This is a genomic window from Streptomyces sp. NPDC003697 (assembly GCF_053587115.1).
In genome coordinates, this window is the sequence record NZ_JBSFNN010000035.1 from 21,009 (window position 1) to 41,874 (window position 20,866).

At 72.3% G+C, this 20,866-nt stretch carries 19 protein-coding genes; 13 read left to right on the forward strand and 6 right to left on the reverse strand.

The window, feature by feature from the left end; all coding sequences use genetic code 11:
• Positions 1 to 105: 105 nt before the first annotated feature.
• Positions 106 to 1,344 (reverse strand): threonine aldolase family protein, encoded by a 1,239-nt coding sequence (locus ACWDNY_RS16355; protein ID WP_451646416.1) that lies wholly within the window; start codon positions 1,342 to 1,344, stop codon positions 106 to 108.
• A gap of 160 nt (positions 1,345 to 1,504) precedes the next feature.
• Between ACWDNY_RS16355 and ACWDNY_RS16360 the strand changes: the two genes are divergently transcribed.
• The 10 genes from ACWDNY_RS16360 to ACWDNY_RS16405 all read left to right on the forward strand — a co-directional run bounded on the left by ACWDNY_RS16360 (position 1,505) and on the right by ACWDNY_RS16405 (position 10,601).
• Positions 1,505 to 2,464, forward strand: a complete 960-nt coding sequence (locus ACWDNY_RS16360; protein ID WP_451646417.1) for a Rossmann-like and DUF2520 domain-containing protein — start codon at positions 1,505 to 1,507, stop codon at positions 2,462 to 2,464.
• A gap of 91 nt (positions 2,465 to 2,555) precedes the next feature.
• Entirely contained in the window at positions 2,556 to 3,548 is a 993-nt protein-coding gene (panC, locus tag ACWDNY_RS16365; protein WP_451646418.1) for a pantoate--beta-alanine ligase, read from the forward strand.
• Positions 3,545 to 5,416, forward strand: coding sequence for an L-aspartate oxidase (locus tag ACWDNY_RS16370; protein ID WP_451646419.1), 1,872 nt, complete (start codon positions 3,545 to 3,547; stop codon positions 5,414 to 5,416). Before panC ends, ACWDNY_RS16370 begins: the two co-directional genes overlap by 4 nt.
• Positions 5,417 to 5,421: 5 nt before the next feature.
• Positions 5,422 to 6,414 carry a carboxylating nicotinate-nucleotide diphosphorylase gene (nadC, locus tag ACWDNY_RS16375; RefSeq protein ID WP_451646420.1) on the forward strand — a complete coding sequence of 331 codons (993 nt, stop codon included), beginning with the start codon at positions 5,422 to 5,424 and terminating at the stop codon, positions 6,412 to 6,414.
• Positions 6,415 to 6,419: 5 nt separating this feature from the next.
• Positions 6,420 to 7,217 carry a type III pantothenate kinase gene (locus ACWDNY_RS16380; protein ID WP_361509466.1) on the forward strand — a complete coding sequence of 266 codons (798 nt, stop codon included), beginning with the start codon at positions 6,420 to 6,422 and terminating at the stop codon, positions 7,215 to 7,217.
• 500 nt (positions 7,218 to 7,717) lie between these two features.
• Positions 7,718 to 8,362, forward strand: coding sequence for a hypothetical protein (locus ACWDNY_RS16385; protein ID WP_451646452.1), 645 nt, complete (start codon positions 7,718 to 7,720; stop codon positions 8,360 to 8,362).
• 93 nt (positions 8,363 to 8,455) lie between these two features.
• Positions 8,456 to 8,635 carry a hypothetical protein gene (locus ACWDNY_RS16390; protein WP_451646421.1) on the forward strand — a complete coding sequence of 60 codons (180 nt, stop codon included), beginning with the start codon at positions 8,456 to 8,458 and terminating at the stop codon, positions 8,633 to 8,635.
• Between the two features lie 331 nt (positions 8,636 to 8,966).
• Positions 8,967 to 9,470, forward strand: a complete 504-nt coding sequence (locus tag ACWDNY_RS16395; RefSeq protein WP_451646453.1) for a BlaI/MecI/CopY family transcriptional regulator — start codon at positions 8,967 to 8,969, stop codon at positions 9,468 to 9,470.
• 9 nt (positions 9,471 to 9,479) lie between these two features.
• Positions 9,480 to 10,013, forward strand: coding sequence for an amino-acid N-acetyltransferase (locus ACWDNY_RS16400; RefSeq protein WP_451646422.1), 534 nt, complete (start codon positions 9,480 to 9,482; stop codon positions 10,011 to 10,013).
• Positions 10,014 to 10,262: 249 nt separating this feature from the next.
• The gene (locus tag ACWDNY_RS16405; RefSeq protein WP_451646423.1) at positions 10,263 to 10,601 is read left to right on the forward strand and encodes a histone-like nucleoid-structuring protein Lsr2; all 339 of its coding nucleotides are present in this window, start codon (positions 10,263 to 10,265) and stop codon (positions 10,599 to 10,601) included.
• Here the strand turns inward: ACWDNY_RS16405 and ACWDNY_RS16410 are convergent.
• Positions 10,580 to 11,185, reverse strand: a complete 606-nt coding sequence (locus ACWDNY_RS16410) for an SCO3374 family protein (protein ID WP_451646424.1) — start codon at positions 11,183 to 11,185, stop codon at positions 10,580 to 10,582. The two genes, ACWDNY_RS16405 and ACWDNY_RS16410, sit on opposite strands and share 22 nt — an antisense overlap.
• A 430-nt stretch (positions 11,186 to 11,615) precedes the next feature.
• Here ACWDNY_RS16410 and ACWDNY_RS16415 point away from each other — a divergent pair, with 430 nt between their 5' ends.
• A complete protein-coding gene (locus tag ACWDNY_RS16415; protein WP_451646425.1) occupies positions 11,616 to 14,141 on the forward strand; it encodes an ATP-dependent Clp protease ATP-binding subunit in 2,526 nt (841 codons plus the stop codon).
• Positions 14,142 to 14,243: 102 nt separating this feature from the next.
• Here ACWDNY_RS16415 and ACWDNY_RS16420 read toward each other — a convergent pair whose 3' ends face one another.
• The gene (locus ACWDNY_RS16420; RefSeq protein ID WP_451646426.1) at positions 14,244 to 14,921 is read right to left on the reverse strand and encodes an HAD family acid phosphatase; all 678 of its coding nucleotides are present in this window, start codon (positions 14,919 to 14,921) and stop codon (positions 14,244 to 14,246) included.
• Positions 14,922 to 15,374: 453 nt separating this feature from the next.
• On the opposite strand from ACWDNY_RS16420, the gene ACWDNY_RS16425 reads away from it, so the two are divergent.
• Positions 15,375 to 16,091, forward strand: coding sequence for a M23 family metallopeptidase (locus tag ACWDNY_RS16425; RefSeq protein ID WP_451646427.1), 717 nt, complete (start codon positions 15,375 to 15,377; stop codon positions 16,089 to 16,091).
• A gap of 58 nt (positions 16,092 to 16,149) precedes the next feature.
• Here ACWDNY_RS16425 and ACWDNY_RS16430 read toward each other — a convergent pair whose 3' ends face one another.
• The gene (locus tag ACWDNY_RS16430) at positions 16,150 to 16,734 is read right to left on the reverse strand and encodes a TetR/AcrR family transcriptional regulator (protein ID WP_451646428.1); all 585 of its coding nucleotides are present in this window, start codon (positions 16,732 to 16,734) and stop codon (positions 16,150 to 16,152) included.
• 169 nt (positions 16,735 to 16,903) lie between these two features.
• Between ACWDNY_RS16430 and ACWDNY_RS16435 the strand changes: the two genes are divergently transcribed.
• The gene (locus ACWDNY_RS16435) at positions 16,904 to 18,508 is read left to right on the forward strand and encodes an MDR family MFS transporter (RefSeq protein WP_451646429.1); all 1,605 of its coding nucleotides are present in this window, start codon (positions 16,904 to 16,906) and stop codon (positions 18,506 to 18,508) included.
• A 64-nt stretch (positions 18,509 to 18,572) separates the two neighbouring features.
• On the opposite strand, the gene cseC is transcribed toward ACWDNY_RS16435, so the two are convergent.
• On the reverse strand, positions 18,573 to 19,928 hold the full coding sequence (gene cseC, locus ACWDNY_RS16440) for a two-component system sensor histidine kinase CseC (RefSeq protein ID WP_451646430.1): 1,356 nt from the start codon (positions 19,926 to 19,928) through the stop codon (positions 18,573 to 18,575).
• Positions 19,929 to 19,941: 13 nt separating this feature from the next.
• Complete coding sequence (gene cseB / locus ACWDNY_RS16445; protein WP_451646431.1) at positions 19,942 to 20,643, reverse strand: two-component system response regulator CseB; 702 nt, start codon at positions 20,641 to 20,643, stop codon at positions 19,942 to 19,944.
• Between the last annotated feature and the right edge of the window lie 223 nt (positions 20,644 to 20,866).

Genomic DNA, 20,866 nt, shown 5'->3' on the forward strand with positions numbered 1-20,866 from the left:
GGACCGCGGCGCCGCCGACGCCGGTGCGCCCACGCCGACGCGTAGCCGCCGCGACTGCCGGCGCGTGGCTGTCGTCGTGCGCCCGCCGGGGCCACGGGACAGCCCTCAGCCGCCCGCCCCCGTGCCCGGGTCCCGTCGGCCCGCCTCCTCGGTGAGCCGGGCCACGAAGTCCGCGACCGCGGCCTTCACGTCGTCCGCCGTCCACTCCAGACCCGGAGCCTGCACGGAGACCTCGGTCGCGGCGATGCCCGGGCCCCGGGCCTCCCAGCCGCCGCCGAAGAGGACGGTGCGCGTCTCCTCGGCCGTGCGGACCGCGGCCGCGGCGGCCACGTCGGGGTCATACGGCAGCCAGACCTGGAACTGGTGCGTGTGCGGCTTCGCCGGGTGGACGGCGGACCACGGCACCCCGGCCTCCGTGAACCCCTCACGCAGCGCGGCGGCCACCAGGTGCGCGTGCCGCACGTACGAGGGCAGCCGGGGCAGCTCCCGCTCCAGCCCGGCCAGCGCGGCCAGCGCCGTCGGGAACTGCTGGAACATCATCCCGCCGTAGCGGTGACGCCAGACCTTCGCCTCCTCCACGAGCGTGCGCGGCCCGGCGAGCGCCGCGCCGGCGTAGCCGTCGAGGGACTTGTAGAACGACACGTACACGCTGTCCGCCAGCCCGGCGATCTCGTCCAGCGGACGGCCGAAGTGGACGGTGGTCTCCCACAGGCGCGCGCCGTCGAAGTGCACCACCGCGTCCCGTTCGCGCGCCGCCTCGACCACCTCGGTGAGCTCCTGCCAGGACGGCAGGACGAAACCGGCGTCGCGGAGCGGGAGTTCCAGCATCAGCGTGCCGAAGGGCTCCTCGACGCCGCGCACCTCCTCGGCGGTCGGCAGCCGGGGCTCATCCGTCACCCGTACCGTGCGCAGTCCGCTGACCTGGCTGAGCGCGTGCCGCTCGTGCACTTCGGGGTGGGCCAGCGCGTGCAGCGCGACGGCCGGGTCGCCGGTGCGGCCGGCCCAGCAGCGCAGGGCGACCTGCTGCGCCATGGTGCCGGTCGGGAAGAACGCGGCGGCCTCCATGCCGAGCAGCGCGGCGACCTTGTCCTCCAGGGCCTCGACGACGCCGTCGCCGTACATGTCGGAGGGCTCGTCGAGGTCGTACACGTCCTCCGCGCGCTGAAGCAGCGCCAGCCGCTCCCGGAGCGTCCCCAGGGAACCGGGGCGCCCGAGCGTGCGCTCCGCGTGCCGGTTCGCCTCCCGGCGCCGCTCGCGGAGGTGCTTGCGCCGGTCCTCGTCCGACTGCCGCTCCACCTGCTCCATGGTGTCGTTGTCGTCGTCCCGCTCCGCCGTATCGCTCATGCGCCGGATCATCCCTCGGACGGATGCCGGCGGGCACCCGTATTTCCCGGCGAGAACCCACAGCCTGTGGACAGCCGAACGCCCGTCACGCCGATAGCGTTAACATGACGAGAAATCGTCCGGTACCCCGAGCGGGCTGGAACGGGAAGGCCGTCGTCGCGTGAACACATCCCCTCTGCCAGACCCCAAGGACCGTCCCGCGCGGCTCACCGTCGGCGTCGTGGGCGCCGGCCGTGTGGGTCCCGCGCTGGCGGCGTCGCTCCAACTCGCCGGGCACCGCCCGGTGGCCGTCTCCGGGGTCTCCGACACCTCCCGGCGCCGCGCCGCCGCCATGCTGCCCGACGTGCCGCTCGTACCGCCCGCCGAGGTGCTGGCCCGGGCCGAACTGGTGCTGCTGACCGTCCCGGACGACAGCCTGCCGGGGCTCGTGGCGGGACTGGTGGAGACCGGTTCCGTCCGGCCGGGGCAGATGCTGGTGCACACCTCCGGGCGCTACGGCGCCAGGGTGCTGGACCCCGCCCTGCGCGCGGGCGCCCTCCCGCTGGCGCTGCACCCGGCGATGACCTTCACCGGCACGCCCGTGGACGTGCAGCGCCTGGCCGGGTGCTCCTTCGGCGTCACCGCCCCCGAGGAGCTGCGGCTGGCCGCCGAGGCCCTGGTCATCGAGATGGGCGGCGAACCGGAGTGGATCGCCGAGGACATGCGGCCGCTCTACCACGCGGCGCTCGCGCTGGGCGCCAACCATCTGGTGACGCTGGTGGCGCAGTCCATGGAACTGCTGCGCGAGGCCGGCGTCGAGGCACCCGACCGCATGCTCGGACCCCTGCTCGGCGCCGCCCTGGACAACGCCCTGCGCTCCGGCGACGCCGCGCTGACCGGCCCCGTCGCGCGCGGGGATGCGGGCACGGTGGCCGCGCACCTGGCCGAGCTGCGCCGGCACGCCCCGCAGGCGGTCGCCGGGTACGTGGCGATGGCCCGTACGACCGCCGACCGCGCCCTCGCGCACGGCCTGCTCAAGCCCGAGCTGGCCGAGGACCTGCTGGGCGCCCTCGCCGGCGAGGGGAGCGGCGGCACCGGCGGCACGGGCACCGCCGACGGGCCCGAAGGGGACCCGCGATGACCCGCGCGGCGCTCACGACGAGCCGGGTGCGGCACCGACACGCAGACCTCGGCCGCCCGGTGACGCGCGTGCCCGAGAACGGAGAGGCCCGATGACCACAGCCCTGCTGCGCACCGCCGACGAGCTGCACGCACGCGTGCGGCGCGGTCGCCGTGCCGTCGTGATGACCATGGGCGCGCTGCACGAGGGCCACGCCACCCTGATCCGCACGGCGCGCGGCATAGCGGGCGGCGACGGGGAGGTCGTCGTCACCGTCTTCGTCAACCCGCTGCAGTTCGGCGCCGGCGAGGACCTGGACCGCTACCCGCGCACTCTGGACGCCGACCTCAAGATCGCCGAGCAGGCGGGCGCGGACGTGGTGTTCGCCCCGTCCGTGGACGAGGTCTACCCGGGCGGCGAGCCGCAGGTGCGCATCACCGCCGGGCCCATGGGTGAGCGCCTGGAGGGCGCCTCGCGCCCCGGCCACTTCGACGGCATGCTCACCGTCGTCGGCAAACTGCTGCACCTCACCCGGCCCGACGCGGCCCTGTACGGCCAGAAGGACGCCCAGCAGCTGGCCCTGATCCGCCGCATGGTGCGGGACCTCGACTTCGGCGTGGACATCGTCGCCGTGCCCACCGTGCGCGAGGAGGACGGCCTGGCCCTGTCCAGCCGCAACCGCTATCTCTCCCCGCAGGAGCGGCGCACCGCGCTCGCGCTGTCGCAGGCCCTGTTCGCGGGCCGGGACCGGCACGCCGCCCAGGAGGCGCTGTGCGCACGCGCCCGTGAGGTGCCCTCCACCCGCGCGCGTGCCGAGGCCCTCAGCGCGCTCGGGGAGTCCCGCGCGGCCGCCGACGCGGCCGCCGTCGCCAAGGCGTCCCCCGGCGCGGCCGCCGCCGTCCGCGCGGCCGCCCGCCTGGTCCTCGACGAGGCCGCCCGCCTCGACCCGCCGCTGCAACTGGACTACCTCGCCCTCGTCGACCCGTCCGACTTCACCGAGATCGACGACGACTTCACCGGCGAGGCCGTCCTCGCCGTCGCCGCCCGGGTCGGCGCGACCCGGCTGATCGACAACCTCCCCCTCACCTTCGGAGCCGCCTCGTGACCACCACAGGCATACGACTGCACGCGCCCGCCCCCGGCTGGTCCATCTCCGCGGACGTGGTGGTCGTCGGCTCCGGCGTCGCAGGCCTGACCGCGGCCCTGCGCTGCGAGGCCGCCGGGCTGGAGACCGTCGTCGTCACCAAGGCCCGCCTCGACGACGGGTCCACCCGCTGGGCGCAGGGCGGCATCGCCGCGGCCCTCGGCGCGGGCGACACCCCCGAGCAGCACCTGGACGACACCCTGGTGGCGGGCGCGGGCCTGTGCGACGAGGAGGCCGTGCGCATCCTCGTCACCGAGGGCCCCGACGCCGTGCGGCGGCTGATCACCACCGGCGCCCACTTCGACACCGACGACGAGGGCGGCATCCAGCTGACCCGCGAGGGCGGCCACCACCGCCGCCGTATCGCGCACGCCGGCGGCGACGCGACGGGCGCGGAGATCTCCCGCGCCCTGGGCGAGGCGGTCCGCGCGGTCAGGAGAGGCGAGCGCGAAGCGCTCCCGGACCGGGCCGGCGGCGGGCGACGGGCGGGGCTGCGCCTCATCGAGAACGCGCTGGTGCTCGACCTGCTCACGGACGCCGACGGCCGTGCCGCGGGAGTGACCCTGCACGTGATGGGCGAGGGCCAGCACGACGGCGTCGGCGCCGTGCACGCCCCGGCCGTGGTCCTCGCGACCGGTGGCATGGGGCAGGTGTTCTCCGCGACGACCAACCCGGCGGTCTCCACCGGCGACGGCGTGGCGCTCGCCCTGCGGGCGGGCGCGGAGGTCTCCGACCTGGAGTTCGTCCAGTTCCACCCGACGGTGCTCTTCCTCGGCGCGGACGCGGAGGGACAGCAGCCGCTGGTCTCCGAGGCGGTGCGCGGCGAGGGCGCCCACCTGGTCGACGCCGACGGCGTGCGCTTCATGGTCGGACAGCACGAACTGGCCGAACTCGCGCCCCGGGACATCGTCGCCAAGGGCATCATGCGCCGCATGAGGGAGCAGGGCGCCGAGCACATGTACCTCGACGCCCGGCACTTCGGCGCACGGATGTGGGAGCAGCGCTTCCCGAACATCCTGGCCGCCTGCCGCGCCCACGGCATCGACCCGGTCACCGAGCCCGTCCCCGTCGCCCCGGCCGCCCACTACGCCTCCGGCGGCGTCCGTACCGACTCCCACGGCCGCACCACCGTGCCCGGCCTGTACGCGTGCGGCGAGGTCGCCTGCACCGGCGTGCACGGCGCCAACCGGCTCGCCTCGAACTCCCTGCTGGAGGGGCTCGTCTACGCCGAGCGCATCGCCGCCGACATCGCCGCGGGCCGCGCCGGGGACGGCCTGCGCGCGCGGCTGCCGGAGCCCGTGGCCCACCCGGAGCAGCCGGCCCACCCGCTGCTCGCCCCCGAGGCCCGGTTCGCAATCCAGCGGATCATGACCGGCGGCGCGGGGGTCCTGCGCTCCGCCGAGTCCCTCGCGCGGGCCGCCGACCAGCTCCAGCGGCTGCACGACGAAGCCCGCGGCACCCTCCACGAGCACGGCAAGACGGCCGAGCCGGGCGTCGACACCTGGGAGGCCACCAACCTCCTGTGCGTGTCCCGCGCCCTGGTCGCCGCCGCCCTTCTGCGCGAGGAGACGCGCGGCTGCCACTGGCGCGAGGACCACGCCGACCGCGACGACGCGAACTGGCGCCGCCACATCGTCGTACGGCTGCAGGCGGACCCCGCGTCCGTCCCCGGCGGCCACGTGCCGCAGGCCGCCCCGGTGCCCGGCGCCGGGGAGCCCCAGGACCCGCGTCGCGCCGCGTCCGCCGGACTGGCCGTGCGCGTCACCGACACCGCAGACTTCCCCCCGAGCCGGCCCACCCGGCACCACCCGCGTCCCCAGGAGCAGTGACACAAGTGAGCACCGACGACCTTCCCCTCGCCCCGAACGGCGGCTGCGGCGACGGCTGCGGCTGCGGCGCGGAGCCGGACGAGGACCACACCGGGTCCGAGTACGCGGAGTGCGGGCTCGACCCCGCGCTCGCCGAACTCCTGACCGAGGCCGGGCTCGACCCCGTCGAGGTCGAGGACATCGCCAACGTCGCCATCCAGGAGGACCTCGCCCACGGCGTGGACGTGACGACGGTCGCCACCATCCCCGAGGACGCCGAGGCCACCGGCGACTTCACCGCGCGCGAGGCGGGCGTGGTGGCCGGCCTGCGGGTCGCCGAGGCGGTGCTCTCGGTGGTCTGCACGGAGGAGTTCGAAGTGGAGCGGCACGTCGAGGAGGGCGACCGCGTGCAGGCCGGGCAGAAGCTGCTGTCCGTCACCACGCGCGCACGCGACCTCCTGACCGCCGAGCGCAGCGCCCTGAACCTGCTGTGCCGGCTGTCCGGCATCGCGACGGCCACCCGCGCGTGGGCGGACGCCCTGGAGGGCACGAAGGCGAAGGTGCGGGACACCCGCAAGACCACGCCGGGCCTGCGCTCCCTGGAGAAGTTCGCGGTGCGGTGCGGCGGCGGCGTGAACCACCGCATGTCCCTGTCGGACGCCGCCCTGGTCAAGGACAACCACGTGGTCGCCGCGGGCGGGGTGGCCCAGGCGTTCCGGGCCGTGCGCGAGACCTTCCCGGACGTCCCGATCGAGGTGGAGGTCGACACCCTGCACCAGCTGCGGGAGGTCGTGGACGCCGGCGCCGACCTGATCCTGCTGGACAACTTCACGCCCGACGAGTGCTCGGAGGCGGTGGGCATCGTCCACGGGCGGGCCCAGCTGGAGGCCTCGGGCCGGCTGACGCTGGCGAACGCGCGTGCGTACGCCGAGACCGGGGTCGACTACCTGGCGGTGGGTGCCCTGACCCACTCCTCGCCCGTCCTGGACATCGGACTCGACCTGCGCGAGGCGGAGTAACGGCCATGCTCCTCACGATCGACGTGGGCAACACGCACACCGTCCTCGGCCTGTTCGACGGGGAGGACATCGTCGAGCACTGGCGCATCTCCACGGACGCGCGCCGCACGGCCGACGAACTGGCGGTGCTCCTGCAGGGGCTCATGGGGATGCACCCGCTCCTCGGCGACGAGCTGGGCGACGGCATCGACGGCATCGCCATCTGCGCGACCGTGCCGTCGGTCCTGCACGAGCTGCGCGAGGTGACCCGGCGCTACTACGGGGACGTGCCGGCGGTCCTCGTCGAGCCGGGTGTCAAGACGGGCGTGCCGATCCTGATGGACAACCCCAAGGAGGTCGGCGCGGACCGCATCATCAACGCGGTCGCCGCGGTCGAGCTCTACGGCGGGCCGGCGGTCGTCGTGGACTTCGGCACGGCGACGACGTTCGACGCGGTCTCCGCGCGCGGGGAGTACGTCGGCGGTGTGATCGCTCCCGGCATCGAGATCTCGGTCGAGGCGCTCGGTGTGCGCGGCGCCCAGCTCCGAAAGATCGAGCTGGCCCGGCCGCGCGCGGTGATCGGCAAGAACACGGTCGAGGCGATGCAGGCCGGCATCGTGTTCGGGTTCGCCGGCCAGGTCGACGGCGTGGTGAACCGGATGGCACGCGAGCTGGCCGACGACCCGGACGACGTCACGGTGATCGCCACGGGCGGGCTGGCGCCGATGGTGCTGGGCGAGTCCTCGGTGATCGACGAGCACGAGCCGTGGCTGACGCTGATCGGCCTGCGCCTGGTGTACGAACGGAACGTCTCCCGCACCTGACGACGCCCCCCCCCGCCGCGGCGGCCTTCCGCCGGCCCGCGCCGGCCCTCACGCCGCCCAGCCGGCGGCCGGCCCGCGCCGGGCACCGGCCGCCCGGCGCCCCGGCCCGCCCCTCGCCCGCGGCGGCTTCGTCCCGTCCGGCACGGGAGCCCGCGCCGCCCGGTTGGCGGTCGGCCCGTGCTGGACACGGGTTGCCGTGCGGAGTCCGGTGGCTCGGCTCGCCCGCGTCCCCTCGCGGCGGCTTCCGTGCCGTCCGGCGCGCGGAGTCTCGCGCCGCCTGGCCGGCGGCCGGCCTGGGGCCGGGCACCGGCCAGGCGGCGATCCTGCCCGCCGGTCGCTCGCCGCGGCTTCCGTCCCGTCCGGTGCCCGGCGGGCGGTCGGCGGGTGGGGCACCGGCCGCGCGGGTGGCCGCGTCGCGCCACGCCCGTCCGGTATGACGAATTTGTCTGATTAGCTCGTATCGTCGGCTCATGCCCACGCCATACGGAACCCGCGGCGGCATGGCGTTCGGTGCGGAGGAGCTGCGTGTGCTCCGTCGCGCTCTCGCCCTCGCCCTCGACCCCCGTCCCGCCTCCGGCCGGGACGTGCAGGACTGTCTCCGGCTCGCCGAGTCGCTCGACGAGGCGATGCGGGAAGGGGCCCGGCTGCGCGCCTTCCTGGTGGCCGACGTCGCCCGGTACCGCGCCGCGCTGCCGGGCACCGTCGCCGGCTACCTCTCCCTGCTCCAGGAGGCGCTGGGCGCGGGATACCGGCCGAACCCCGACGACCTGGCCGCGCTGCGGGCCCTGCGCGGCAACCCGGCCGCCAGCGCGCTCCTGCGCCGGTGCCAGGGACCGGCCGAGCCGGACGGTCACGCCCGCCCCGCCGCCGGGGCGGGTCACCGTCCGGCGGCGAGCGTCCCGGCCTGCCGTACCCCCTTCGCCGCCCTTCCCGGTGGCGAGGAGCAAGCGGGCAACGAGCCGGCCGAGAAGCCCGCGCAGAAGCCCGTCCGGCGCCCCGCCCCGCAGCGGCCGGGTCCGGCCCCCGACCCGGCGGCCCCGCAGCCCGCCCGCCCCATCCCGACCCCGGGTGAGGTCTTCCCCCGCCGCAGGCCCACCCCGCCGCCCGCCCAGTCCCGCCGGCCTCACCTGGTGGCAGCCGGCTGAGGCACTTCCCGCGTACCGCGCCGCGCCGCCGTGCGGTGTCCGCCACATCCACCCCTGCCGCTGTCCCGCGGCCTTCCTGACTACTCTGGACGCATGGACTACGTCTCCGCGCTTCTGCCCCCGGTCGTCATGGCCGTTTTCTTCATCGGTCTCATCAGGGTGATCGTGAAGTCCCAGGGCGGGGCGAACAAGGCCAAGGAGGACGCGGCCGTCGACGCCGCCGTGGCGCGTACCGACGGTGTCCGCCAGGCCTCCGCGAGCACCGACGCCTGAGCCCGAGCCGGCGTCCGTCGGCACCGGCTCCTGAAGGGGCACCGGCTCCTGCGGGGCACCGGCTCCTGAGGGGCACCGGCTCCTGAGGGGCACTGGCTCCTGAGGGGCACCGGCGCCCGAGCCGGCGCCCCACCCGCAGCGACGTCGCCCGGGCCCGAGCCGGCGCCGTGATCGGCGTACGGCCCCGTGCGACCCGGCCGCAACCTCGCCCCGTACGTCCCGTGTGTTCGGTTCTGTCGCTTGCGGTGCCCGCTCGGCACGCCATCGTCGCGTTCGCCCAGTATTGTCTTGAACTGTGCCTCGCCCCCTGGGAGAACTCGAAGACGCGGTCATGACGCGGGTGTGGAAGTGGAACCGCCCGGTGACCGTTCGAGAAGTCCTGGAAGACCTTCAACGGGAACGCACCATCGCCTACACCACGGTGATGACCGTATTGGACAATCTCCATCAGAAGGGCTGGGTGCGCCGCGAGGCCGAGGGCCGGGCCTATCGATATGAGGCGGTGTCCACGCGAGCCGCCTACGCCGCCGCGCTGATGAACGACGCCTGGTCGCAGAGCGACAACGCCGCCGCCGCTCTCGTCGCCTTCTTCGGGATGATGAGCGACGAACAGCGCCAGGCCCTGCGTGACGCCGTACGGATCGTCGAAGGAACCCGAACGCCGGAAGCCGCCCCCGAAGCGACCGCCGCATCCGAAGCGGCAGCCGGATCGGAAGCGCGGCCCGCGGCCGGCCCGGAAGCGGCCGAAGGCGGCGGCCGAGTCCCGGATACCGCCGAAGCAGCCGAAACCGGTGACGAGAGCCCCGGCTCGGCGCGGGACGGGCGCGGGCGATAGCGTCCGCCCATGTCCGTGGAACGCCCCGAAGTCACCGCGAAAGCCATCACCGTCCGGCGGGCCCGGACCAGCGATGTGCCGGCCGTGCGCCGGCTCCTCGACGCCTACGTCCGTGAGCGCATCCTGCTCGACAAAGCGACGGTGACGCTTTACGAGGACATCCAGGAGTTCTGGGTCGCCGAACGCGACGACGACGCCGAGGTCGTCGGGTGCGGCGCACTGCACGTGATGTGGGAAGACCTCGCTGAAGTGCGCACTCTCGCGGTGAAGCCGGGCGTCAAGGGCGCGGGCGTCGGACACCGGGTGCTGGAGAAGCTGCTCGAGACCGCGCGCTGGCTGGGCGTTCGCCGTGTTTTCTGTCTGACCTTCGAAGTCGAGTTCTTCGGCAAGCACGGCTTCGTGGAGATCGGTGAGACACCCGTCGACACGGATGTCTACGCCGAGCTACTGCGTTCCTATGACGAGGGCGTAGCGGAGTTCCTGGGTCTCGAACGAGTGAAACCCAACACCTTGGGCAACAGTCGGATGCTTCTGCATCTGTGATCGATCACCGGCGATCCCCCGTGCCGTGGACGCGGTATTCCGCCGAAGCGGCCCTGCCCGCGTTCCCTATGTCCGAAACGCGCACGTTTCCGGGCGGGTCGGCCGACCGCTCTCTCCCCAGGGGTTTGTGTTTTTCCAGCAAAAGCGGTTTGCTTTCCGACGTACTGCAGTACTGCATATAACAGGGGACGGCGAAACGGCGGATGCCGGGCACCCCCGGCCCTCAGGTTATCGATGAAAGGAAATCCGGTGGCACAGAAGGTTCAGGTCCTTCTTGTCGACGACCTCGACGGCGGCGAGGCGGACGAGACCGTGACGTTTGCTCTGGACGGCAAGACGTACGAGATCGATCTCACCACTGCCAATGCGGACAAGCTCCGTGGTCTTCTCGAGCCGTACGTCAAGAGTGGCCGCCGTACCGGAGGCCGTGCGTCGGGCGGGCGCGGAAAGACGCGCGCCGCTTCCGGTGGTGGCAGCCAGGACACCGCGCAGATCCGTGCCTGGGCGAAGGAGAACGGTTACGAGGTCAACGACCGCGGCCGTGTTCCCGCGTCCATCCGCGAGGCCTATGAGAAGGCCAACGGCTGAGCGCACGCGCTCCGCAGCCGGATCCGGTGGCACTGCGTCGCCACCGTGTCCACGAGCCGTACGAGGTCGGGGGCGCTCCCGCCGCCCCCCATGGCTGGCAATGCCGGCAGCGAGGGCTCGACCTCGCGTCCCGGCCCGGGAGGCCGCAACCACGCGGCGCCCCCCTGCGCGCCGTGACGGCCCGCATGGGGCCGTTCCCGGGCCGGCGCCGCGCAGGGGGGCGGTGGTCCGTCCATCAGGGCGCCCGCGCCCAGCCCGACCAGGTCCGGCACCAGCCGGCCCCACTCCAGCCACTCCAGCAGTCCCGGCAGTTCCTCGGCGCTGCCCGCGGCCACCAGCAGCCGCATCCGCTCACCCTGCACGGCCACCGGGGAGCCCGGCCCGAGGCGGCACAGGGCCGCACGGCCCGCCTGCGCCGGCACGTCCAGGACGTCGAAGCGGCGCCCCACGAGCAGCCGCACCGGTTCTCCCGGCGCCGTCGGCCAGCCCAGTTCGTCCTCGTACCAGTGCCGCGTCCGGCTGTCCGGCCCGAGCGGCCGACGGGGGCGGGGGACCGAGGAGCCGCAGGGCTGGCTGCCGACCATGTCCGGTGCAACGGCCCGAGGGCCCCGCACGTTACGCTGCGTCCCGCCGAGCGAGCGGAGCGTTGCCTTCGGGGGACCCGCCGGGGTGCCGGGAGGCGCAAGGTTGTTCGCCCATAGCGGAGGGAACCGCTGCGCACGGGCATGGAGTGTCAGTCCCAGCGGGTAAGACATGCCTAGTGGGAGGGGGCGACGCGCGGAAAAGGACGTCTCACGTTCGCCATCGGCGTAGCGGCGACTGGGGTAACGGCCTGGCCTGCGGGAACATCGTCTCGCACCATCGGGTTGGAGCAGATGTCGGCGTTCGGGGTCAGGAGGCCAAGGACGGTGTCGGCAGTTGGAATGAGCGGTCCCCGCTTGCGGGACTAAGCTGCGGAAGGACAGGGAGGGGAAGTTCCCCCCACTGCCTGACCGCTCTGAGGAGCGATTAACGATGTTCGAGAGGTTCACCGACCGCGCGCGGCGGGTTGTCGTCCTGGCTCAGGAAGAAGCCCGGATGCTCAACCACAATTACATCGGCACCGAGCACATCCTCCTGGGCTTGATCCATGAGGGTGAGGGTGTCGCCGCCAAGGCCCTTGAGAGCCTCGGGATTTCGCTCGAGGCGGTCCGCCAGCAGGTGGAGGAGATCATCGGCCAGGGGCAGCAGGCTCCCTCGGGCCACATCCCCTTCACCCCCCGTGCCAAGAAGGTCCTGGAGCTGTCGCTCCGCGAGGCCCTTCAGCTGGGCCACAACTACATCGGCACGGAACACATCCTGCTCGGCCTGATCCGCGAGGGCGAGGGCGTCGCCGCCCAGGTCCTCGTCAAGCTGGGCGCAGATCTGAACCGTGTGCGGCAGCAGGTGATCCAGCTGCTCTCCGGTTACCAGGGCAAGGAGACCGCCGCAGCCGGCGGGCCTGCCGAGGGCACGCCCTCGACGTCCCTGGTCCTCGACCAGTTCGGCCGGAACCTCACCCAGGCCGCTCGTGAGTCCAAGCTCGACCCGGTCATCGGGCGCGAGAAGGAGATCGAGCGGGTCATGCAGGTGCTGTCCCGCCGTACGAAGAACAACCCGGTCCTGATCGGTGAGCCCGGCGTCGGCAAGACCGCCGTCGTCGAGGGTCTCGCCCAGGCCATCGTCAAGGGCGAGGTGCCCGAGACCCTCAAGGACAAGCACCTCTACACCCTGGACCTCGGCGCGCTGGTCGCCGGCTCCCGCTACCGCGGTGACTTCGAGGAGCGCCTGAAGAAGGTGCTCAAGGAGATCCGCACCCGCGGCGACATCATCCTGTTCATCGACGAGCTGCACACGCTGGTCGGTGCGGGTGCCGCCGAGGGCGCCATCGACGCGGCTTCCATCCTGAAGCCGATGCTGGCGCGCGGTGAGCTGCAGACCATCGGTGCGACCACGCTGGACGAGTACCGCAAGCACCTGGAGAAGGACGCGGCCCTGGAGCGCCGCTTCCAGCCCATCCAGGTCGCGGAGCCGTCCCTGCCGCACACGATCGAGATCCTCAAGGGTCTGCGCGACCGGTACGAGGCGCACCACCGCGTCTCCATCACGGACGAGGCGCTGGTCCAGGCCGCCACTCTGGCCGACCGGTACATCTCGGACCGCTTCCTGCCGGACAAGGCGATCGACCTGATCGACGAGGCCGGTTCCCGGATGCGTATCCGCCGGATGACCGCGCCGCCGGACCTGCGCGAGTTCGACGAGAAGATCGCCGGTGTCCGCCGGGACAAGGAGTCCGCGATCGACTCGCAGGACTTCGAGAAGGCCGCCTCCCTGCGTGACAAGGAGAAGCAGCTCCTGGCCGCCAAGGCCAAGCGGGAGAAGGAGTGGAAGGCCGGCGACATGGACGTCGTCGCCGAGGTCGACGGCGAGCTGATCGCCGAGGTCCTCGCCACGGCCACCGGCATCCCGGTCTTCAAGCTGACCGAGGAGGAGTCCAGCCGCCTGCTCCGCATGGAGGAGGAGCTGCACAAGCGGGTCATCGGCCAGAACGACGCCGTCAAGGCGCTGTCGAAGGCGATCCGCCGTACGCGTGCCGGTCTGAAGGACCCGAAGCGTCCGGGTGGCTCGTTCATCTTCGCCGGCCCGTCCGGTGTCGGTAAGACCGAGCTGTCCAAGGCGCTGGCGGAGTTCCTCTTCGGCGACGAGGACGCGCTGATCTCCCTCGACATGTCGGAGTTCAGCGAGAAGCACACGGTCTCCCGCCTCTTCGGTTCGCCCCCCGGCTACGTGGGCTACGAGGAGGGCGGTCAGCTGACGGAGAAGGTGCGCCGCAAGCCGTTCTCGGTCGTCCTCTTCGACGAGGTCGAGAAGGCCCACCCGGACATCTTCAACTCGCTGCTGCAGATCCTGGAGGACGGTCGCCTGACCGACTCCCAGGGCCGGGTCGTGGACTTCAAGAACACGGTCATCATCATGACGACCAACCTCGGCACCCGGGACATCTCCAAGGGCTTCAACCTGGGCTTCGCCGCCCAGGGCGACACGAAGACCAACTACGAGCGCATGAAGAACAAGGTCTCGGACGAGCTCAAGCAGCACTTCCGGCCCGAGTTCCTCAACCGCGTCGACGACGTCGTCGTCTTCCCGCAGCTGACTCAGTCGGACATCCTGCGGATCGTCGACCTGATGATCAGCAAGGTGGACGAGCGCCTGAAGGACCGGGACATGGGCATCGAGCTCTCCCAGTCCGCCAAGGAGCTGCTCGCCAAGAAGGGCTACGACCCCGTGCTGGGCGCCCGGCCGCTGCGCCGGACCATCCAGCGTGAGATCGAGGACACGCTGTCGGAGAAGATCCTCTTCGGCGAGCTGCGTCCCGGTCACATCGTGGTCGTGGGCACCGACGGCGAGGGCGAGAGCCAGACCTTCACCTTCCGGGGTGAGGAGAAGTCGGCGCTGCCGGACGTCCCGCCGATCGAGCAGGCGGCCGGCGGAGCCGGTCCCAACCTGAGCAAGGACGCGTAAGCGTCGACGGCATGTGAGAGGGGCCGGTGCCTTTGGGCACCGGCCCCTTCCGCATGCCCGCCCTCGTGGGGCCCGCGTAGGGGCCTCCGGGAGCTTCAGGCCCTAGGAGAGCTGCCCGTCGTAGTCGGGCAGCTTGAACGTCTTCTCTGCGTGGCCGCCGGTCAGGTCGGTGGCGCTGTTGCCGATGTTCGCGATGATCGTGTAGCCCTCGTCCTCGATGGCGGCCCGCTGGGCGGTCTTGTAGTCGGCGACGTTCTTGAACAGGTCGACCAGGCCGCGGACGAAGAGGCCGTCCACGTCGTAGCCGTCGTACTCGAGGTTGTACCTCGTCGGCGCCTTGAGGATGCCCGGGCGGGCCGTGACGAAGAACAGGGCGACGCCGTGCTCCTGGGCGTACTGCGCGGCCCTCAGCACGGGCTTGTTGGCCGGCTGGGGGTAGCTGAAGCCGAAGTCGGTCTCCAGCGTGGTGTTGTCGATGTCGAGGACGATGGCCCGCTTCTCGCCCGGCGCGCCGTTCGCGATGCGCCGCTGCAGATAGGGAAGGGCCTGGTCCATCACCGCCTGGCAGTCCTGCTGCCAGGTGCCGTAGTCCACGCCCACGGCCACGTCCACGGCCGCCACCGCGTCCACGTCCACGTCCACGGCCGCGGTGGCGCCGGCTGTGGCGGGGGCCGGGCCGTCCACGGCGGCCTGTGCCCCGGCGGGAAGGGCCAGTGCGGTGAGGGCGGCCGTGGCGGCGGCGGTGACGGCGGTGCGGCGCGTCCAGGTGCCTCTGGTCATGAGTGGGGGGTCCTCTCGCGTCCGTCGCGCTCCGGATTGTTGTGAGCATGCTCGTCCGGCAGGGTGGCGGGAGGGGAACCAAGCGATTACCTATCGGTAACTATGGCGAGACGCACGCCATATGGAGCCGGTCACAAAAGGAAAGGCCTGCACTTCGCCTTTCGGTGACGTGGCACACAGGCATTTCACCCCGTACTAGGGCGATTAGTGGGTGGCCAAGACCGGCAAAAGCGGACTTTCACCCCTCCCGACCTCCGCGCACCCTGGGTCTTGAGGTGTTTTGTCCTGAATGGCCGCACTGTCGGGCGCCTGGGCTTTTTTATCCGACGTACTAGTTTCCGTCGTAGTAGGGGGGTTTGAGGTCCGATGTGCCGGCGGGTTACCACGTAATGGCCATCCGGCGGACGCCTTGTCTGCGGGTGGTTCCCACGTCCCCCACCCGCAGAGGTGTTCATGTCCCAGCGCGTCACGCCCCGCTTTGCCCCCGTGTCCAAGCTCCGCACCCGCGCGGCCGTCCTGGCCGCCGGTCTCGGTGTCTCGGCCGCGCTGGGGGCCGGCGTCGCGGTCGCCGTGGGCGGGCCGGAGGCCGGTGCCCCCACGACCGTGGCTGCCCAGAAGGCCGTCGCCCCCGCCAAGACGGCGACCGTCCAGAAGGCCGCCGCCCCCGTCGCGAAGACGGTCGCCGTCACGAAGGCGGTCGCCGCGCCGGCCGCCGTCCACAAGGTCGCCGTGCCCGTCAAGACGGCCGTCGCCTCCTGGGTCCACCCGGTGGAGCACTACACGCTCAGCGCGAGCTTCGCCCAGGACGGCAGCCACTGGGCGCACAAGCACAGCGGCCAGGACTTCGCCGTCCCGGCAGGCACCGAGGTCGTCGCCGCGCACAGCGGCACCGTCGTGAAGGCCGGCCCCAACGGCGCCGGTGACGGTCCCGCGTACGGCAACGCCATCGTCATACAGCACGGCGACGGCACGTACTCCCAGTACGCGCACCTGTCCCGCGTCGACGTGCGGATCGGCCAGAGCGTCGCCGCCGGCGAGCACATCGCCCTGTCCGGCAACACCGGCAACTCCACCGGTCCCCACCTGCACTTCGAGATCCGCACGACCCCGAACTACGGCTCCGCCGTCAACCCGGTGACCTTCCTGGCCGCCAAGGGTCTGTCCCTCTGACCGGCTGACGCCGGACATCCCTCGCGCCGCCCCGCCGACCGGCGGGGCGGCGGCCTGGTCAGGAGGTCCGGGCGCCCCGGTGGGCCTGGGTCACCAGATCGATCGCGACCTCGAGGACGGCGTTGCGCTGCGCCTCGGGGTCGCCTTGCAGGTCCTGCATGACGAACATCCCTGCGTGCAGCGTGAACAGGGCGCTGACGCAGCGCACCTGGTCCGTGAGGCTCGCCTCCGGGTCGATGACGATGTCGCGCAGGCCGCGCATTCGGTCCTTGAACGTGTCCCCGATGCGCAGTTCCCGCACCGTCGCCTGGTTCTCCTGCATGAAGCGGAACAGCGGTGCCGCGTCGGCCAGCGCCTGGCTGTAGCGGCGGATGATCTCCTGCTTGGTCTCCAGTGTGTGCGGCTGTGCGCTGCCCCACTCGATCAGGTCGTTGATCGGCTGCGTCAGGTCCTCGAAGAGGCTGACGATGATCTCTTCCTTCGTCTTGAAGTGGTAGTACAGAGCGGCCTTGGTGACGCCGAGACGCTCGGCTATCTCCCGCAGGGAGGTCTTCTCGTAGCCCTGCTCGGCGAAGAGCGCGAGTGCCACGTCCTGGATGCGCTGGCGGGTGTTTCCTCGGCGCTGCTGCCTGGTGCCGTCCATCGTGCCGCCCCTCCTCGTGCTCCTCGTGCTTCTCGTGTTCCCACGAAAGCTCACCGACCGGTGCTCCGTGAAACTTACTTGACGACCGGCTAGTGAAGTTCTACCTTCCCGAGTGTAGTGAACTTGCCGGTCGGCAAGTAAGTAGGCAGAGCAGCTGGGGGAGTGACCGATGGCGGACGCGGCGACAGTCGACGCGGACACCGGACAGGCCGGTGAAAAGCCGAGGAGTGTGCGGGTCGTCCTGCTCGCACTGATGATCGCGATGATGCTCGCGATGCTCGACAACATGATCGTGGGCACCGCGATGCCGACGATCGTCGGCGAGCTCGGGGGCCTCCGGCACCTGTCGTGGGTGGTGACCGCGTACACCCTCGCGACCGCGGCGGCCACTCCGCTGTGGGGCAAGCTCGGCGACATGTACGGGCGCAAGGGCGCCTTCATGACCTCCATCCTGCTCTTCCTGGCAGGCTCGGCGCTCAGCGGCATGGCGCAGGACATGGGCCAGCTGATCGGCTTCCGGGCCCTGCAGGGCCTCGGCGCGGGCGGCCTGATGGTCGGTGTGATGGCCATCATCGGCGACCTCATCCCGCCGCGGGAGCGCGGCAGGTACCAGGGCATGATGGCGGCCGTCATGGCGCTGGCGATGATCGGCGGCCCGCTGGTCGGCGGCACCATCACGGACAACTGGGGCTGGCGCTGGGCCTTCTACATCAACCTGCCGCTCGGCGCGGTGGCGCTCGTGGCGGTCAGCGTGGTGCTGCACCTGCCCAGGAAGCGGGCACAGGCGCGCATCGACTATCTGGGCGCCGTGCTGCTGACCGTCGGCATCAGCGCGATCGTCCTCGTCACCACCTGGGGCGGCACCGAGTACGCCTGGACCTCCGCGCGGATCACGGAACTGATCGGAATCGGCGTCGCCGCGCTCGTCGGGTTCGTGTTCTCGCAGACCAGGGCGGCCGAGCCGATCGTGCCGCTGCACATCTTCCGCAGCCGCAACTTCACCCTCATGTCGGTCATCGGCTTCATCACCGGCTTCGTGATGTTCGGCGCGGTGCTCTTCCTGCCGCTGTACCAGCAGTCGGTGCAGGGCGCCTCCGCGACCAACTCGGGTCTGCTGCTCCTGCCCATGCTCGGCGCCATGCTCGTCGTGTCGATGATCGCCGGCCGGGTGACCACCAGCAGCGGCCGGTACAAGGCCTTCCCGGTGGTGGGCAGCGTCCTGATGGTCATCGGTCTGTACCTGCTGTCCCTGATGGACACGGAGACGACCCGGCTCACCTCCGGTCTGTACATGGCCGTCGTCGGGGCCGGCATGGGCTGCCTGATGCAGATCACCATGCTGGTCGCGCAGAACAGCGTGGAGATGAGGGACATGGGTGTGGCGTCCTCGTCGACCACCCTGTTCCGCACGCTCGGCTCCTCCTTCGGCGTCGCCATCATGGGCGCGCTGTTCAACCACCGGGTCCAGGACGTGATGGCCGAGCGGACCGGCGCCCTGGGAGCGGGGATCACCGAGCAGTCCGCCCAGTTGGACGCGGCGAGCCTGGCCAAGCTGCCGGCGGTGGCGCGTGAGGCCTACCAGCACGCGGTGTCCGCCGGCACCCACTCGGCGTTCCTGCTGGGCGCCGTCGTGGCGGTCGTCTCGCTGGTGGCGGCGGTGTTCGTGAAGGAGGTGCCGCTGAAGGGGGCGGGCCCGAAGACGGCGGAGCCGTCGGCGGACGACGACTCCGCCGGCGGGAACGGGCTGAAGCCACCGGTGGCCGAGTCCGTCTGACCCGGCCGTGACGGGCGGGCCGTCGCCCGCCCGCGCCGCAACGCGGGCGGGCCGGCCGCCGGGCTCACACCGCCTGCGACGGCAGCATCGGGTAGCTGCCGGTGTTCGTCGGCGCGTGCTCCGGCAGCCACAGGACGGCGACCGCGCCCTCGGCCGGCACGTGAGCGGCGGCGCCGGCCGGCCGTACGTTGCGGAAGGTCAGGCGGGCGCCCAGCACCCGCGCCTGGCCCGCCGCGATGGTCAGGCCGAGGCCGTGCCCCTGCCCGGAGCGGTCCCTGCTGCCGGTGCGGAACCGGCTCGGCCCCTCCGCGATCAGCTCCTCGGGGAAGCCAGGGCCGTGGTCCCGGATCCGGATGACCCGGCCCTCGACGGTCACCTCGATCGGCGGCCTGCCGTGCCGGGCGGCGTTGGTGAGCAGGTTGAACAGCACCCGCTCCAGGCGCCGCGGGTCGGTCGTCACCTCCGACTCGTGCACCACGCGCACCTCGACGCCCGGGTCCTTGGCCGCCACCCGCCGGGTGACGAAGTGGCCCAGCATGATGTCCTGCAGCTCGGCCCGCTCGGAGGCGCCGTCCAGCCGGGCGACCTCCAGCACGTCCTCGACCAGCGTGCGCATGGCCTTCGCCCGGTCCAGGACCAGCTCCGTGGGGCGGCCCGGCGGCAGCAGCTCGGCCGCCGTCAGCAGCCCGGTCACCGGGGTGCGCAGCTCGTGGGCGATGTCCGCCGTGACCCGGCGCTCCGCCTCCAGACGCTGCTGGAGGGCGTCCGTCATCGCGTCCACCGCGCGCGCGAGGTCGTCGGTCTCGTCCCGTACGACACCGCCGATGACGTGCCGCACCCGGACGTCCGTCTCGCCCTCGGCGACCCGGTTCGCGGCGGTCGCCGCCTTGCGCAGCCGGCGCGAGAGCTGGCCCCCGATCAGCACGCCGAGCGCGCTGCCGAGGAGGACGACCGCGATGGAGCCTATGACGAGGGCCTGGTCGAGGTCCTTGAGGATGTCCGTGCTGCGGTCGGTGAAGTGCGTGTGCAGGGACAGCACGTGCCCGTCCTTGACGGGGACGGCCGCCCATATGTCCGGCACCTCGCCCCCGTGGTCGGCCACGTAGGTCGCCCGTCGGCCCTGCCGCACCTTCTCGTGCAGCGCCGGCGGCAGCTCCGGGTCGTCGACCTTGACACTGGGGAAGTTGGGCCGCCCCGACACCTCGTAGGTGCGCTGGGCGATCTGCACCCGCTCGTCGGCGAGGTCGCGCGCGTTGTCCAGCATCGACACCCGTGCGGCGTTGTGCACGACCAGGCTCAGCGCCACCGCCACCAGCGCGCCGACCAGCGCGATGGCCGCGCTGAGCTTCCACCTCAGCCCGGTACGGATGCCCGTGCGCCGCAGCCGCCGCGGCAGGACGCGCCGTGTGATGCTCCGCATACCCTCGCCCCGTTCAGGCCTTCAGCTTGTATCCGAAGCCGCGGACCGTCTCGATGCGGTCCTGGCCGATCTTGGTGCGCAGCCGCTGGACATGGACGTCGACGACCCGGGTGTCGCCGCCCCAGCCGTAGTCCCACACCCGTTCGAGAAGTTTGTCGCGGGACAGGACGGTGCCCGGCGCGGCGGAGAACTCCAGCAGCAGCCGCATCTCGGTCGGCGTCAGTGCCACCTGCCGTCCGGCCCGGCGCACCTCCATGCCGTCGGTGTCGACCTCCAGGTCGCCGAAGGCGAGCATCCCGCCGTTCACCGCGGCGGGACGGGCGTCCGCCCCGCCACCGCTCGCGTGCCCGAAGCGGCGCAGCACCGCCCGGATGCGGGCGACCAGGACGGCGCCGTCGAACGGCTTGGTCACGTAGTCGTCGGCGCCCGCCTCCAGGCCCAGGACCACGTCGATCGAGTCCGCCCGCGCCGACAGCATGATCACCGGCACGGTCGACTCGTCGCGGATGCGGCGGCACAGGCTGACGCCGTCGAGGCCGGGGACCATCACGTCCAGCAGCGCGATGTCGGGCCGGTCCGCCCGGAAGGCCTCCAGCCCCGACAGGCCGTCGGGCATGGCGGTGACCGCGAAGCCGTCCCGCTCCAGGGCGAGCTGTGTGGCCTCGCGGATGACGTCGTCGTCCTCGACGAACAGGACGTGGGTCTGCTCTGCCATCCCGGTGCTCTCAGTCCTCGTGTTGCTTCTCGTGCCGGCTGTGTCGTGCGTGGCGGGCTGTGCCGCCGTGTCCTGCGTGCCGTCGCCGGCCCTGCTGCTCGTGTCCTCGTGTCCCTCGTGCCGTGGCGCCGGCCCGTCGTCCGCCTCTCCGGCGGGGGCCGGCGCGCCGGCCCCCGCCCGCCCCTGCCGGTCGAGGTGCGTTCCGGCGCGGTGCGCTACTTGG